Origin of the sequence: Bacillus subtilis subsp. subtilis str. 168, assembly GCF_000009045.1 — a bacterium.
In the GTDB taxonomy this organism is placed as follows: Bacteria; Bacillota; Bacilli; order Bacillales; family Bacillaceae; genus Bacillus; species Bacillus subtilis.
In genome coordinates, this window is record NC_000964.3 from 3,730,822 (window position 1) to 3,744,280 (window position 13,459).

15 protein-coding genes are annotated in these 13,459 nt (G+C 44.4%); 4 read left to right on the forward strand and 11 right to left on the reverse strand.

All coding sequences use genetic code 11. The annotated features are described in order from the left end of the window. Positions 1 to 183 precede the first annotated feature (183 nt). From ptpZ to ywzD, 4 genes are all read right to left on the reverse strand, one after another. Positions 184 to 948: a protein tyrosine-phosphatase gene (ptpZ, locus tag BSU_36240; RefSeq protein NP_391505.1), complete on the reverse strand. Its 765-nt coding sequence runs from the start codon at positions 946 to 948 to the stop codon at positions 184 to 186. Between the two features lie 52 nt (positions 949 to 1,000). Further along, positions 1,001 to 1,714 carry a maintenance protein tyrosine kinase involved in biofilm formation gene (gene ptkA, locus BSU_36250; RefSeq protein ID NP_391506.1) on the reverse strand — a complete coding sequence of 238 codons (714 nt, stop codon included), beginning with the start codon at positions 1,712 to 1,714 and terminating at the stop codon, positions 1,001 to 1,003. After that, positions 1,704 to 2,450, reverse strand: coding sequence for a modulator of PtkA protein tyrosine kinase activity; modulation of biofilm formation (gene tkmA, locus BSU_36260; protein ID NP_391507.1), 747 nt, complete (start codon positions 2,448 to 2,450; stop codon positions 1,704 to 1,706). The genes ptkA and tkmA overlap by 11 nt, the downstream gene beginning before the upstream one ends. A 233-nt stretch (positions 2,451 to 2,683) precedes the next feature. After that, complete coding sequence (ywzD, locus tag BSU_36269) at positions 2,684 to 2,827, reverse strand: hypothetical protein (protein ID YP_003097792.1); 144 nt, start codon at positions 2,825 to 2,827, stop codon at positions 2,684 to 2,686. 203 nt (positions 2,828 to 3,030) lie between these two features. Between ywzD and ywqB the strand changes: the two genes are divergently transcribed. Beyond that, a complete protein-coding gene (gene ywqB / locus BSU_36270) occupies positions 3,031 to 4,641 on the forward strand; it encodes a putative replication initiation protein (RefSeq protein NP_391508.2) in 1,611 nt (536 codons plus the stop codon). Beyond that, complete coding sequence (gene hepA, locus BSU_36280; RefSeq protein NP_391509.1) at positions 4,628 to 7,396, forward strand: ATPase involved in RNA remodelling DNA recombination and repair; 2,769 nt, start codon at positions 4,628 to 4,630, stop codon at positions 7,394 to 7,396. Before ywqB ends, hepA begins: the two co-directional genes overlap by 14 nt. 125 nt (positions 7,397 to 7,521) lie before the next feature. Here hepA and ywpJ read toward each other — a convergent pair whose 3' ends face one another. From ywpJ to ywpG, 4 genes are all read right to left on the reverse strand, one after another. Continuing rightward, the gene (ywpJ, locus tag BSU_36290; RefSeq protein NP_391510.1) at positions 7,522 to 8,379 is read right to left on the reverse strand and encodes a phosphatase of unidentified specificity (possibly promiscuous); all 858 of its coding nucleotides are present in this window, start codon (positions 8,377 to 8,379) and stop codon (positions 7,522 to 7,524) included. Between the two features lie 5 nt (positions 8,380 to 8,384). After that, entirely contained in the window at positions 8,385 to 9,161 is a 777-nt protein-coding gene (gene glcR, locus BSU_36300) for a transcriptional regulator (glucose repression of catabolic operons) (protein ID NP_391511.1), read from the reverse strand. A gap of 223 nt (positions 9,162 to 9,384) precedes the next feature. Then, positions 9,385 to 9,726 carry a single-strand DNA-binding protein gene (ssbB, locus tag BSU_36310; protein ID NP_391512.2) on the reverse strand — a complete coding sequence of 114 codons (342 nt, stop codon included), beginning with the start codon at positions 9,724 to 9,726 and terminating at the stop codon, positions 9,385 to 9,387. A 76-nt stretch (positions 9,727 to 9,802) separates the two neighbouring features. Beyond that, positions 9,803 to 10,186, reverse strand: a complete 384-nt coding sequence (ywpG, locus tag BSU_36320; RefSeq protein ID NP_391513.1) for an interaction partner of DynA — start codon at positions 10,184 to 10,186, stop codon at positions 9,803 to 9,805. 174 nt (positions 10,187 to 10,360) lie between these two features. Here ywpG and ywpF point away from each other — a divergent pair, with 174 nt between their 5' ends. Beyond that, positions 10,361 to 10,771 carry a hypothetical protein gene (gene ywpF, locus BSU_36330; RefSeq protein NP_391514.1) on the forward strand — a complete coding sequence of 137 codons (411 nt, stop codon included), beginning with the start codon at positions 10,361 to 10,363 and terminating at the stop codon, positions 10,769 to 10,771. 139 nt (positions 10,772 to 10,910) lie between these two features. On the opposite strand, the gene ywpE is transcribed toward ywpF, so the two are convergent. Then, positions 10,911 to 11,219 carry a putative sortase gene (gene ywpE, locus BSU_36340; RefSeq protein ID NP_391515.1) on the reverse strand — a complete coding sequence of 103 codons (309 nt, stop codon included), beginning with the start codon at positions 11,217 to 11,219 and terminating at the stop codon, positions 10,911 to 10,913. 343 nt (positions 11,220 to 11,562) lie between these two features. Here ywpE and ywpD point away from each other — a divergent pair, with 343 nt between their 5' ends. After that, a complete protein-coding gene (ywpD, locus tag BSU_36350; protein NP_391516.1) occupies positions 11,563 to 12,399 on the forward strand; it encodes a putative two-component sensor histidine kinase in 837 nt (278 codons plus the stop codon). Positions 12,400 to 12,445: 46 nt separating this feature from the next. Here ywpD and mscL read toward each other — a convergent pair whose 3' ends face one another. Both mscL and fabZ read right to left on the reverse strand, forming a co-directional pair. Beyond that, the gene (gene mscL, locus BSU_36360; RefSeq protein NP_391517.1) at positions 12,446 to 12,838 is read right to left on the reverse strand and encodes a large conductance mechanosensitive channel protein; all 393 of its coding nucleotides are present in this window, start codon (positions 12,836 to 12,838) and stop codon (positions 12,446 to 12,448) included. Between the two features lie 72 nt (positions 12,839 to 12,910). Further along, on the reverse strand, positions 12,911 to 13,336 hold the full coding sequence (fabZ, locus tag BSU_36370) for a beta-hydroxyacyl-[acyl carrier protein] dehydratase (protein ID NP_391518.2): 426 nt from the start codon (positions 13,334 to 13,336) through the stop codon (positions 12,911 to 12,913). Between the last annotated feature and the right edge of the window lie 123 nt (positions 13,337 to 13,459).

Genomic DNA, 13,459 nt, shown 5'->3' on the forward strand with positions numbered 1-13,459 from the left:
AACAGTTAAATTGCTGCTTTGCAGCTTCCGTAATATCGTATGAGAACATCCTATCATGAATGCGAATGATCTCCCGCATAGCCTGTCGGGTACAGCCTGTACAGATTTCTGAAATGTGATTCAACCATACAATACACTATTATATCGCTCTCAAAAAGAAAGTGGTGAAATGAGAATCGGCTGTTAAAAAAAACCAAACAATTTTCTTCTTTTGACCGGCTGCGGAGGCTGTCTGAAGATGGTCTGATTCCGCAGGAGAAGCTCTGCATTTTCCGTCAGCATATAAGGAAGTTCCGAGCCGAATTCTTTCTCTAGAACATAAAGAGCCTCTTGAGTGTGAAAATTTCTCGTTTTCACATTATGGGCATCTGAGGCTACGAAATGGATCAAATTGGCTTCAACCAGCCGGAGAGAAAATGCTTTCAGCTGCTTGCCGAAGATCCCCGCAAGACTTCCTGAAGTAATCTGAGATGCTGCTCCTTTTTCCACAAGATGATACAGCAAGGACGGGTTTTCGCGAATTTCCCTGTTGCGTTCAGGATGGGCGATAACCGGAATATATCCTTTCAGCTGCAAATCATAAAAAAGCTGCTCCGCATATCGGGGAACGTGATCAAACGGAAACTCAATCAAGATGTATTTTGTATCATTCAGCGAAAGCAGCTGACGTTTGGCAAGGTCTTGTTCCACCTCGCCGTAGATTCTGATTTCCTGTCCCGGAAGCACATGTAAAGGAATGTCTTCTTTGATTAAACGTTTGTTTAACTGATCTGCTGCTTCTCTGACTGCGGCTGGCTCGTTTTTATACACACCGTTGTTATGATGAGGTGTCGCAATGATCGTCCGGATTCCCTGACGAACAGCTGCTCTTGCCATTTCTATGCTGTCGGCCGAATCACCTGCCCCGTCATCCATTGCGGGAAGAATGTGACAGTGAATATCGATCATGTCCTAGCCCCCTTTTTTCGCAAAAATAAATAACGGGCACGATGCACGTTATTTATTTTTGCATGAAATTGTCCTTGGTTCCGTAATATCCGTATTCAGAGTGCTTCGAAAGCTTTTTGCCGTTCATAATCGCCCCAAGGAGCTTGCTTTTGCACGTTGCAAGCGCCTCTTTCGCTTTTGCGGCTTGTTCTTTTTCTGTTTTCCCGCTTGAAATAACCAGAACAGAACCGTCTGCCACGTTGCCTAAAATCTGTGCATCTGCTACGGCAAGAATAGGCGGCGTATCAAAAATGACCATATCATATGCCGCACACGCTTCGTATGCAAGCTCCTTCATCCACTTCGAGGAGAGAAGCTCGGCCGGGTTTGGCGGGATCGGGCCGCTCGTCAGCACGTCAAGATGTTTTTCATTCGATGCTTGTACAGCCTGCTCCATAGAGCTTTTCTTTAATAAAACAGATGTTAAGCCAACCGTATTTTCAAGAAAAAAAGCCGTATGTACTGTTGGTTTTCGCAAATCAGCATCAATCAGGAGCACTTTTTTTCCCTGTTGGGCGAATACGACAGCCAGGTTGGCGGCCGTTGTTGATTTTCCTTCCCCCGGACAAGCCGATGTAATCATGACTGATTTCATTTGCCGGTCCACTGAAGCAAATTCTATATTCGTGCGAATCGTCCGATATTGTTCAGAGTTCAAGGATTTCGGCTCTGTCATTGCAATGACATTTCTCTGCATCCGCGAGCCTCTGTTTTTTCTAAGCGCCAAAATGTCCACTCCCCGTTTTTTCAGATTGGAAACCCTGTAAGGTCTTTGCTGTTTTCTGCTCATTCGCAATGGTGGAAACTGTCCCTAAAACAGGTATGTCCAGCAAGGATTCGAGCTGCTCTTCCGATTTGATCGTATTATCCAAATGCTCAAGCAGGAAGGCCAGTCCGATGCTTCCCGCCAATCCGGCCGCAAACGCGATGGCAATGTTTAGTAGCGGCTTTGGCGATACAGGGGACGGGTGTTCTGAAACCTCGGCTTTTGACAGAATGCTGACATTGTCAACATTCATAATGGATGTGATTTTGTCTTGAAAAACAGATGCTATAGTATTGGCAATATGAGCCGCTGTTTCCGCGTTTTCATCCCTGACTGATATGTTGACCACTTGGGAGTCCTGTTCGCTGGATACGGTAATTTTGTCATTCAGTTCTTGGGATGTCATCGACAGGCCCATTTCTTTAATGACTTCATCTAAGATGGCAGGGCTCTTAATGATGACATTGTACGTATTGATTAACTGAAGATTGGTTTGGACATCGTTAAATTGGACTTCTTTTCGTTCATTTTTCGATTGGTTGACCAGAATCTGAGTTGAATTTTCATAGATGGGTGTAAGTGCGAAGAAACTAATGAGTCCGCCGGCAGCAGTGGCAGCCGCGGTTACAATCATAATCAAAAGTATGCGTTTTGTTAACGTTGATAATATCTCTTTTAAGCTTGTAGATTCTCCCATGATACCTCCAAATCTCTTATAACATCCTTTTCCATCTACGATTATACAACGTTGAAACCGCATTTCTCCAGCTTTTCACGTGACATAATTCGACATTTTTTTACAATGCGTTATGTTAGTACTTTTTATGTAAGCGCTATATTTACTGTGTTGACAGTGCTGTCTCATTTTCTCTTATTCGGGCAGTCACGTTCTCTCGCATAAAAAAATCCCGCTAAAGGCGTGCGGGATTTTTATGTTGCATATCCATTTTTAATATGAGAAATCAAATTTTCAAGCATTTCCTTCGTCGTCATCTCAGATGACTGCTCACCAATTTCATGTGCATGCATCAAAATTTTCAGAAATTCTTCTTGATTCAATTTCTTTTCACTCATCTTTTTTTTCCTTTCAGCTTCCATTAAGTTGAAAACACGATTATTATATGATGCTGGTTATCAATTTGCAATCTCTAATACATCATTCGACACATCCTATTTTTTATGTCCTTTTTTAGGAAAAACTTTTTAAGGCCGATGTGTTGCGATATAATAGAGAAATTGGATCTTTTTATTACGTGACTCGGTTAGGAGCGATAATCATGCTTCAGAATATGATTTCCAAAGACGATGTGCTGGCATCTGCTGAACAGTTAAAAGAACTTCTTCCTTACAATGAGGAAAATGTTCAGCTGATCAAAAAAGCCCTTATTTTATATCGGCAGGATTCAGTCTATCGTTTACAAGCAGTGAGTCCGACGGAAGTTACGGCTTACGTGCAGGATGTTGTGCCTGTGCGGGTCACATTGAACTTGTTTGTCATAGTCAAAAGCGGCTGTTCATGTCCGTCCGGAAGAATCTGCCGCCATATGCTGGCTGTGTTTTTATATGTATATGCAATGTTCGAGCGAGTGGGTACTTTTACAGAGTATTGGCTGGAGAGGGAAAAGCTTGAGGAAAGCAAAGAGCTCGTCCGCCGCCAGTTTCAGGAAAAGGTGCTGCCTAATGAAGAATCACTTTCAAGCTGGCTTGCTTTTTTTGATTCAGAGTTTTCTCTCTGGCAGGCACGTACGCCAGAAGGCAGCCAAAACATGCAGGGCCTCTATTACGGCTACCTGTCCGCATTAAAAAAACATGCGCCGAACAAGCCGGAGCTGAAAAGCCTGTATCAGATTCATTCCGCGATTGCGGTTTGGCTTCGCATGTTCACATTGATTGAAGCGGGCAAGCTAAACCCCGAACAAGATTTTTATTCCCTCAATCCGTACGTTGAACAGCTGATGGATACAATCTACAGCTCTATTGATAAATTAAAAACGTACGCGCTGTCTTTTGCGCTTGATCCGTTTTTGGATAAAACACCGGATGTTATCCGGCATTTGCTGTTGAAAGAAGAAATTTTCCAATATGAACGCATCCGCGTCTTCGGTGAAATTTGGAGTGCGCTGCTGTCGCGGCCAAAATGGGTGGCACGCGAACAGGAGATATTGAAAAAAGAAGCAGGACGGCGTTTTTCTCCCGAATTGCAATTCGGGCGCCTGCATTTGGAATTCCTGCAAAAAAATGATGACGTTATTTTTGAGGAAGCGGATCAATTCCCGCCGGAAGCGCTCCCTTATACATTCCAATGGCTGAGTGAAATGACTGCCAAGAAGGACTGGAAACGGCTTAAAACATGGTACCAGCAAATTGAACCAATTGCGATGGGTTATACGAAGCTGGATAAGCCGTTTAAAGAGATTCGCGATGTGATCGGCGAGCTGTTCCTTCTGTTGAATGCCTATGTGCAGCAAACCAATGATCAAGCGCTGTTTGAGCGCTTTGCCGCGGGCTGTCTGCCGTATACGTTCACAGAATACAGCCATCATTTATATGAAAAAAAACGCTATGCCGAGTGGATTGAAATTCATAGCCTTGTCGGCTTTTCCATCAATGAAATGGATAAAATGATGCTCAAGGAAATTGCAGCGAGCGACCCTGAGGCGCTTATACCGGCTTACCATAGAGAAGTGGCTTTTTTCATTGATCAGAAGAACCGTAGCTCGTACAAGGAAGCCGCCCGGTATTTGAAAAAATTGCGCACCCTGTACAAAAAAGCGAAAAAGCAGAAGGTGTGGGAGCGGTATATTCAGCTGCTGAGCTCGCATTACAAGCGCCTGCGTGCGCTTCAAGAAGAACTGCAGAAAGGAAAGTTGATTGATGGCGAGTCTTAAAGAAATTCTCATCCACGTCGAACAAATGGAAGATGGGTCATTTACGCTCTCAGCCTTTGATGAGAATGAGCAGCCTCTTCCCTACAGCCATATGAAAAAGCATTTGTTCCAATGGCATGAATCCTCATTTTACGGAACCTTTCTAGAGGATGTCAGCTTCATCGGGACGACTGCTGTCCTTCTATCTCCATGGATGACTGTAGAGCTTCTCGGCAAAAACTCGTTCAACTCATTCAGCTCCGTGCAGCTTACAGAAGAAACGGAGCCGCTGATCGAGGCGGCATCGACCATCTATGAATTTATCGCGGACGGCGATTTTATGCCTGACTATGACGCATGGACAAACGGTGTTTTTCGCTGGAAGGACCGCGATAATATACTGGAAGGCTTTACTGCGGAATGGTTTTCCGCTGCCGTACAGGATTACATCCAGTACGACGATGACCTGCGGGAGAAATGGGAACATATCAAGGAAAAATCGCCTGCGGTTACGACATTCCGTGGCCATTTTCTTGATGAAGAGGATTTTCTGGAAGGCATTGGCTGGATTGACGATCAATCTCCATTTACTGTCGGCTTGCGCTTAAATGAACCGGACTTTGACGGAGACGAATGGAAGATCGAGATGTTTTTACGCGATAAAAAGAGCGGTGCTGTAGAATTCTTTGACGGACTGAAGAGCCTCAAAAAATCGTGGCAGGCGTACAGCGATAAAATCGCGCGTGAGCAGGACCGCTTTCACAGAACGGTTCCGTGGCTGTCGTTTGATTCCGGGACAACGCTGATCTCGGAGGAAGAAGCCTGGATCTTCCTGTCAGAAGCAAGTGAGACGCTTGTCGATATGGGGGTAGAAATCCTCCTGCCGTCCTGGTGGCAGATTGTCAGAGACAGCAACATGATGCTGAAAGCAAAGGTGTCTTCCTCCCCGCGCGGCGAGTCATTTGTCGGCATGAATGCACTGCTTGATTTCAACTGGCGGTTTGCGACAAATGGAATTGAACTGACTGAGGCTGAATTTAATGAGCTTGTCGCCAGCAACAGGCGCCTTGTTAATATCCGCGGGCAATGGGTTAAAATCGATCCGCAGTTTATCAAACAGATGAAACGCCTGATGGAAAAAGCAGAATCAGAGGGACTCCACATGTCTGATATTCTGGCGCGGGAGCTAATGGATCAGCAGGATGGCGGACTTGAGGATTCGGACCTGATTGATACATCTGCTTTTGCCGGCATTCAGTTTGATCTGTCTAAACAGCTCAGGTCACTGATTCGAAAGCTCACTGCCGCGGAAAACCTGCCGGAGCACAAAGTCAGTCCTTCTTTCAAAGGAACGCTCCGCCCTTATCAGAAATACGGCATGAACTGGCTGCTGTTTCTGCGGGAAAGCGGTTTTGGCGCCTGTCTGGCTGACGATATGGGGCTTGGGAAAACGATTCAAATGATCGCCTATTTCCTTCACGTGAAGGAAAGCGGCCGACAAAAAACGCCTCATTTGATTATTGCGCCGACATCCGTACTTGGCAACTGGCAGCGGGAGCTTCAAACCTTTGCCCCTGATCTGTCTGTCGCGCTCCATTATGGGCCGCGCCGGCCAAAGGGTGATGATTTCGCCGCGCATTATGAAAACGCAGACGTGGTGCTCACTTCATACGGTCTGTCACATGCCGATACTGAAGAGCTTTCTTCTGTGACATGGAACACGATCTGCCTTGATGAAGCGCAAAATATTAAAAACGCGCATACGAAGCAATCACGCGCAATCAGGAAGCTGAAGGGGCTTCACCATATCGCGCTGAGCGGCACGCCGATGGAAAACCGACTGACTGAGCTGTGGTCTATTTTTGACTTCATGAATAAAGGCTACCTCGGCAGTTTGACCGGCTTCCATAAACGCTATGTGCTGCCGATCGAAAAAGACCGGGACGAAAAGAGAATCGGACAGCTTCAGCAATTAATCCGGCCATTCCTTCTCCGCCGGACGAAACGGGATGAAGAGGTCGCGCTTAATCTTCCTGAGAAGCTGGAAGAAAAAGAATTTATCCCTCTGTCAGCCGAGCAGGCATCCCTTTATGAGCAGCTCGTCAAAGACACTTTTGACCATATGACATCCCTGACCGGCATGCAGCGAAAAGCGCTGATCCTCAGCATGCTTGGACGGCTCAAGCAAATATGCGATCATCCCGCGCTTTATTTAAAGGAAGAGCAAACCGAGCTGCTGGCCGGCAGATCAGTCAAGCTCGAAAAATTGCTGGAACTGATGACAGCGATCCGCGCCCAAAACGAAAGCTGCCTGATTTTCACGCAATACATTCAGATGGGGAACATGATGAAGCGGCTGCTTGAAAAAACGTTCGGGGAACCTGTGCAATTTTTAAATGGGAGTCTCTCCAAGCAAGAGCGGGATACACTCGTTGAGAAATTTCAAAGGAAAGAATATCCGACACTGATTCTTTCACTCAAAGCTGGAGGCACCGGACTTAATTTGACCGCCGCCAATCACGTCATCCATTATGACAGATGGTGGAACCCGGCGGTTGAAAATCAAGCGACTGACCGTGCATACCGCATAGGCCAGGAGCGCTTTGTCCACGTTCATAAAATGATTACGACAGGAACAATCGAAGAAAAAATTGATGTCATGCTTGAATCCAAGCAAACCCTGAACGATCAAATTATCCAAAGTGAAAACTGGATTACCGAGCTTTCCACACAGGAGCTCGAAGAATTGTTTACATTAAGCGCTACAGCGCAATAATCATGACTAAAAAAGCTGGCTCTAAAAGAGCCAGCTTTTTTCCGTTCATAGCCGTCACGCCGAATTTCCAAAAAATCCGTTACGCCGGTTATCAACAGGGTGCGCTTTTGTGGCAGCACATATACTTACAACAAATGTTTCATCATATGTGCGACACCGTGTTCGTCATTGGTTAAGGTGACAGCATCGGCTATCGATTTGATGTCTTCCCGGGCATTGCCCATCGCTACACCTTTTCCCGCAGCCTCCAGCATCGATTTGTCATTTAAACTGTCACCTACAGCAGCAGTTTCCTCGAGCGGAATATTCAGCTGTTTTGCAAGCCTCTTCAGCGCCTGCCCCTTGGAAGCTTTGCGGGAAGAAAGCTCAAAGTTGTGCTCAGCCGAACTGACAAGCGTCAAATCTTCGGCATGCTCATATCTTTTCCAGCCTGCCTCAAGCTTTTCTTTGAAGAAAGAAAAGCCGAGAATATTGTAAAAATCGATTGGCTCATCGGCTTCAAACAGCTCTTGAAAGGAGTTAATGTAAGCAAAGCCCGATTGGCTGTATTGCACCTCGGCCGCCTGCTTAAGGACAGAAAGATCCGCTTCCGGATTTGCGCTTCTGAATCTGTCGAGCTCAACATCAAGAAGTTCTCTGCCGTTTTGCGGCGTATAAATCGCTGAACCTGTGAATACCTCATAATAATAGTTTTCCGACTCAAGCCATGAGAGAATGTCATACGCCCGTTTCTTATCAATCGTTTCGTGATGATAAAGCCTGCCCTCGGGATCGTGAATGACGGCGCCGTTTGCACTGATGACCCATGTTTTGATCCCCAGCGGTTCAAAGATTGACATGACGTCAAAATGAGCGCGCCCAGTTGACACCACCACTTCAATGCCGTCCCGCTGCGCCTGCCGCAGTGCGTTTTCATTTTCCAAGCTTACCTGATGCTTGCTGTTGAGTAAGGTTCCATCTAAGTCAATCGCAATTAATTTCACGTTTGTCAGTCCTTTCCTTCATCCTGCTCTGTCACGAGAAGCTCAACGCCGTTTCGGTCAAGCAAGTCACAAAATGCCTGATTCGGCAGCCTGTCTGTAATCAAGAGGTCGATTTCATTCAGCTCCGCATACTGATAAAAACTGGTGCTGCCCAGCTTAGAATGGTCTGCAAGCGCAATTACCTGCTTTGCCTGCTGTATCATTTTCCGCTTCACCATGCCATCCTCTTCATGCGCAATTGTAATGCCATGTTCGGAAATGCCGACCACACCAATCAGCGCTTTATCAACATGGTAGCTTGAGAGCTTTTCAATCACAGAGGACCCGTACAGAAAGCGGTGCTCCTTTTCCAGCTTGCCTCCCAGCAGATAAATTTCAATTCCCTCTTTATCGGACAGCACATCCGCAAGATTAATCGAATTGGTGATTACGGTACAATCAACCGCATTCAAATGCTTTGCACATGCCTGAACAGTTGTAGAGGCGTCTAAAATCACCCGGTCTCCATCATGAATAAGCGATGCTGCAAGCCTGCCGATCTTATTTTTTTCCTCAGACACTGTTTTCAGGCGGCCGGAATAGCTTTGAATTTTCTGATGCACAGTCGGTAAAATGGCGCCGCCTCTTGTGCGGATGATGGCATTCTGTTCCTCAAGTTTCACAAGATCTCGTCGCGCTGTATCCCTTGACACTTGCAGGAGCGTACAGATCTGCTCCGTTGTAATTCGGTTATGCTGTTTTAAAAAATCCAAAATCGCTACTAATCTTTCTTCTTGGTACACGCCCTCATTCCTTTTCTCAGCAATCATTTATAAGTAATTATAAGTTTTTATTTGATTTTATTCAACATTAATAAGTGATTTTAAGTAAAAATGCGTCGAGAGAACCAATTTTTCCTAAGTAGGCAAAAAGAAAGAACCAGTCTGGTCGACTGGTCAATTTTGAGGGGATGATGCGAAGATCCGGATAATAGTGAATGGATAGATAACGGGAGGAGCAGGGGTGTCAATCAGCAGCTTTTTCCCGGGGTTTAGGGTCCATAAAACGAACAGTGTCAGCCAACACTTCTGTTACATACACGTTAACGCCTTCCTCGTTTTCATAGCTTCTTGTCTGAATCCGTCCGCTTACGCCGACGAGAGAACCTTTTTGGCAATACAACGCCGTGTTTTCAGCTGTTTTTCTCCAAAGTGTGCAATTGACGTAATCAGCTTCGATTTCACCTGAAGCATTCTTGAAGCTGCGGTTCACCGCGAGCGTAACATGTGCAACTGCCGCACCGGCGGAAGTGTAGCGAAGATCAGGATCTTTTGTAAGACGTCCGACAAGCATGACCTGATTGAACATGCGATTCCTCCTCTCCTTGCGGTTGTATGTATTGTAAATGATGCAACAAGAAAAGAAAAACGCTTAAAAATGGCTTTCAGCCTCTGTTTTTATCTTTCGTTTTCATTTTTCCTTCAGCTAAAAACATCTTTTGCTTTTTTCCTTTGAAGAAATATGTACTTTTTAAAAAACGGAAAAAGATTTGCTTTGTCAGCCAGTTTTGCGTATTCATGCGCACATAGGAAGAGCCATCCCACGCAAACCACTGAAAGCTCAATTTTTTTTCCGGCATTGACAGCTTGATTTTATACTGCTCCATGCCATCTTGTGTTTCGTATAAAAAACTTATTCTTCCTTTTTTGTTCAGATGAACCTCAAACACTTCTTTACGGCTTAACATATATGTTACTTCCTTTTGAATCAAATGACTTTCAGAAGGAACGCCGTCAATATAAATTTCTTTTAAACGAAATTGATTCATACCACATCTCTCCGTAATCCATAGTCAGTTACAGTATAATGAAAAAATAGAAATTATTAAATGTTTCGCTCATACAAAATTCTTTAGCCCCAACATTGCAGGATTTTTTCCTCGAAAACGTTTATGTTATAATGGAAGGCAAGAAAACTTTGGAAGTAATCGGGGTGAGAAGAAATGAAAACCTTTAAACTGGTTGACCTGAATGTGGAACGAGTGGACAAGGAAGAACAATCAATTGAACAGTTTCCCCTTATTGACGGACTGATTATAAATAAAGAAGACGGTGAAAATCACTGGCTGATTGAGGCGCTTGTACAGAAAGAACATCTGTCTTTTTTTGAACAGCTTCAAAACAGCCAATCTGAAGCCAAAGTATTTGTAACGATCACGAAAAAAAGCAATCGCCCCGCCCAGCTGACAGCAGCAGTGAAAAATATCGTCAAGCTGGAAGAAAGCATTCAGGTTTTACTCTACGGACAAATGGTCACAAGAAAACAGCAGGGCACTGAAACCATTCTCGAGTCCCTTGTAAAAGAGGGCTATACAGGAACAAAACTCATTGAGGCATTTAAGCAAAAATTATAAATATGAGGGGGCATGTTCCCCAAAACAGACTCAGAACCGAAGAGCATCACAATAGACATTTAGAATAGATATGTTCTGCATGAAAAAAGCTGCCGTTTTGAACGGCAGCTTTTCTCTTCGTGCTTTCACTCTTGCATATTTAATTTGTATGGCCAAAAGAATCAACCAATTCCCCTTTCACAACGAGGCGCCCTTCGGTTTTGACCGCCTTGTCACATGTGATTAACGTAATCTCCTTTTTGTTTGTCTCCTCAACTACATCTGCATCCATTTCCGATATGATGTCTTTCGATGTTACAGAATAGATATAATCCTTTTTAAAATCCGTGATGACAATTTGGGCACCTGTTTTTATGTTTTCCAGAGGTCCGAACAGAAGATTCTTTTGCTTCAAATGATGGCCCGCCAACGGATAATTTCCCTCACCCATTTTTTGATCCCGGCGCATTGTTGCCGCCCCTATCAAAAGATTTTCATTGGTTGTGCCTTTTACGATCGGAAGCTCCAGATCGACACTTTTAATTGTTATCCGCCGCCTTGATTGTGAAGTAAAAATAAGTATATTTCACGTGCTTTCGACGTTCTCCACTTGACTGGAATGCTTTAATGGCGATCCCGGCATCTGTAGCTTCAGGCTTTCCTTCAGAGGAATCAGAAATCTCAAACTCTATTTTCTCAGTGTTCAGCACATAACCGGCTGGCGCTTTCGTTTCAACAAAAGCGTATTGTCCCGGTGCAAGGCCTGAAGCTGTGACTTGATGATGCCGGATATGACTGGTTTCGAAGTCTGTATGAAAATTCGCGAACGATTCAGCATGGTTGATCTTCCGGTTCTGATCATTACAGCTGCCATTATCGGCCATGACAAATACAAGGCTTTTCATGCCGGAGCGAATGACATTTTGCAAAAACCCTATCATTACTCTGAATTTATGGCGCGTATTCAAAACCTGATAATGATGAAACATACAGCAAATCAAGCCACAAGAATGGAAATGGCGTTTCTCCAGTCGCAAATCAAGCCTCATTTTCTTTATAATGTATTAAACACGATTATTTCTCTCACTCATTTGGATATTGAAAAGGCCCGGGAGGTAACAGAGGAATTTACCAACTATTTAAGAATGAGTTTTGACTTTCAAAATACATCAGCCATCAGTTCCTTCAGACATGAGCTTTCGATTATCAATTCCTATCTTTCTATAGAAAAGACGCGATTCAGTAATCGGCTTGAGGTTCTTTTCGATATAGATGAAGACATTGACTTTATCCTTCCGCCTTTAATGATTCAGCCCTTGGTGGAAAATGCCGTTCTTCACGGTGTCAGCAAGAAAAGAGGCGGAGGATGGATCAAACTGACAGCTAAAAAACAAAGCAAAAATGAGTATCACATCAAAGTAGAGGATAACGGTCCCGGGATAACTCCGGAAAAACAAATAGATCTCTTATCAACGGATTTTGATCGCAGCGTCGGATTGAAAAATATCAATCAGCGGCTGAAACATTTTTGCGGAAGCGAGTTGATGATCAGCAGCACTCCGGATGCAGGCACCTCTGTCTCAATGCTCATTCATCTCGCTGAAACAACAGGAAGCCCTAAAGAACTGAAGGACACAGAACGAACCTAAACGAAAATTGAGATAAAAAAAGACGCCGTTTCTAACGGCATCTTTTTTATTCCGGCGACTTTGCTTGCTGCTTCAGCAGGTCTCTGATTTCTTTCAGCAGCTCCTCCTGCGCATCCACCGCTTCCTCCGCAGCCTCTTCTTCTGCTTCTTTTTTGCGCCTTAACCCATTCAAAGTCCGAATGACGATAAAAATGGAGAACGATATAATTAAGAAGTTCACAATCGTCTGTATAAAGCTGCCATATTTCACTACAGCATCGCCAAACGTAAACGACAGGCCTGAAAAGTCAAGCCCTCCCAGCAGCAAACCGACCAAAGGCATAATGATATCATTTACTAGAGATGTGACGATCTTTCCGAAAGCGCCGCCTATCACAACACCAATCGCAAGGTCTACGATATTCCCCCGCATGGCAAAGGCTTTAAATTCATTCCACATACAATCACCTGCTTTTCTATATTTGTAAAGAAAAAAAGACAAATGTGCCGCTGGCCATCTGCCTTTTTTCAATTATTCTCCGAGGGCAAAAGTCAGTTCTACTTCGCAAACGACTTCGCCATCAACTGTGGCAACGCCTTTTCCGCGCCCGATTGTGCCGCGGGCACGAATGATTTCAACCTCAAGGTGAAGCTGGTCACCAGGCTTGACTTGTTTTTTAAAGCGGCAGTTATCAATGCCTGCAAAAAAAGCCAGTCTGCCGCGGTTTTCTTCTTTAATCAACATCGCAACAGCTCCGACTTGAGCGAGTGCTTCTACGATTAATACGCCGGGCATAACCGGGTACTGAGGAAAATGTCCGTTAAAGAACTCTTCATTAGCGGTTACATTTTTATAGCCTTTTGCCCGTTTGCCCTCTTCAACTTCCGTAATCCGATCCACAAGCAAAAACGGATAACGGTGAGGAATAATTTCTTTAATTTGCTGAGTATCAAGCATTGTCTTGACATCTCCTTCATCTGCATTAGTATGTATAGCAATCATCAAAGATCCAATCTGTACATTTGAAAAGTATATTATGAATTAATCTCTTTTTCAACCGCGCTAAAATGTAACCAACTG

What these genes read in the sequence shown, in the direction of transcription:
- ptpZ (NP_391505.1), bottom strand. Translation starts at nt 948, where the DNA reads ATGATCGATATTCACTGTCACATTCTTCCCGCAATGGATGACGGGGCA.
- tkmA (NP_391507.1), bottom strand. Translation starts at nt 2,450, where the DNA reads ATGGGAGAATCTACAAGCTTAAAAGAGATATTATCAACGTTAACAAAA.
- ywzD (YP_003097792.1), bottom strand. Translation starts at nt 2,827, where the DNA reads ATGAGTGAAAAGAAATTGAATCAAGAAGAATTTCTGAAAATTTTGATG.
- ywqB (NP_391508.2), top strand. Translation starts at nt 3,031, where the DNA reads ATGCTTCAGAATATGATTTCCAAAGACGATGTGCTGGCATCTGCTGAA.
- hepA (NP_391509.1), top strand. Translation starts at nt 4,628, where the DNA reads ATGGCGAGTCTTAAAGAAATTCTCATCCACGTCGAACAAATGGAAGAT.
- ssbB (NP_391512.2), bottom strand. Translation starts at nt 9,726, where the DNA reads ATGTTCAATCAGGTCATGCTTGTCGGACGTCTTACAAAAGATCCTGAT.
- ywpG (NP_391513.1), bottom strand. Translation starts at nt 10,186, where the DNA reads ATGAATCAATTTCGTTTAAAAGAAATTTATATTGACGGCGTTCCTTCT.
- ywpF (NP_391514.1), top strand. Translation starts at nt 10,361, where the DNA reads ATGAAAACCTTTAAACTGGTTGACCTGAATGTGGAACGAGTGGACAAG.
- ywpE (NP_391515.1), bottom strand. Translation starts at nt 11,219, where the DNA reads ATGCGCCGGGATCAAAAAATGGGTGAGGGAAATTATCCGTTGGCGGGC.
- ywpD (NP_391516.1), top strand. Translation starts at nt 11,563, where the DNA reads ATGAAAATTCGCGAACGATTCAGCATGGTTGATCTTCCGGTTCTGATC.
- mscL (NP_391517.1), bottom strand. Translation starts at nt 12,838, where the DNA reads ATGTGGAATGAATTTAAAGCCTTTGCCATGCGGGGGAATATCGTAGAC.
- fabZ (NP_391518.2), bottom strand. Translation starts at nt 13,336, where the DNA reads ATGCTTGATACTCAGCAAATTAAAGAAATTATTCCTCACCGTTATCCG.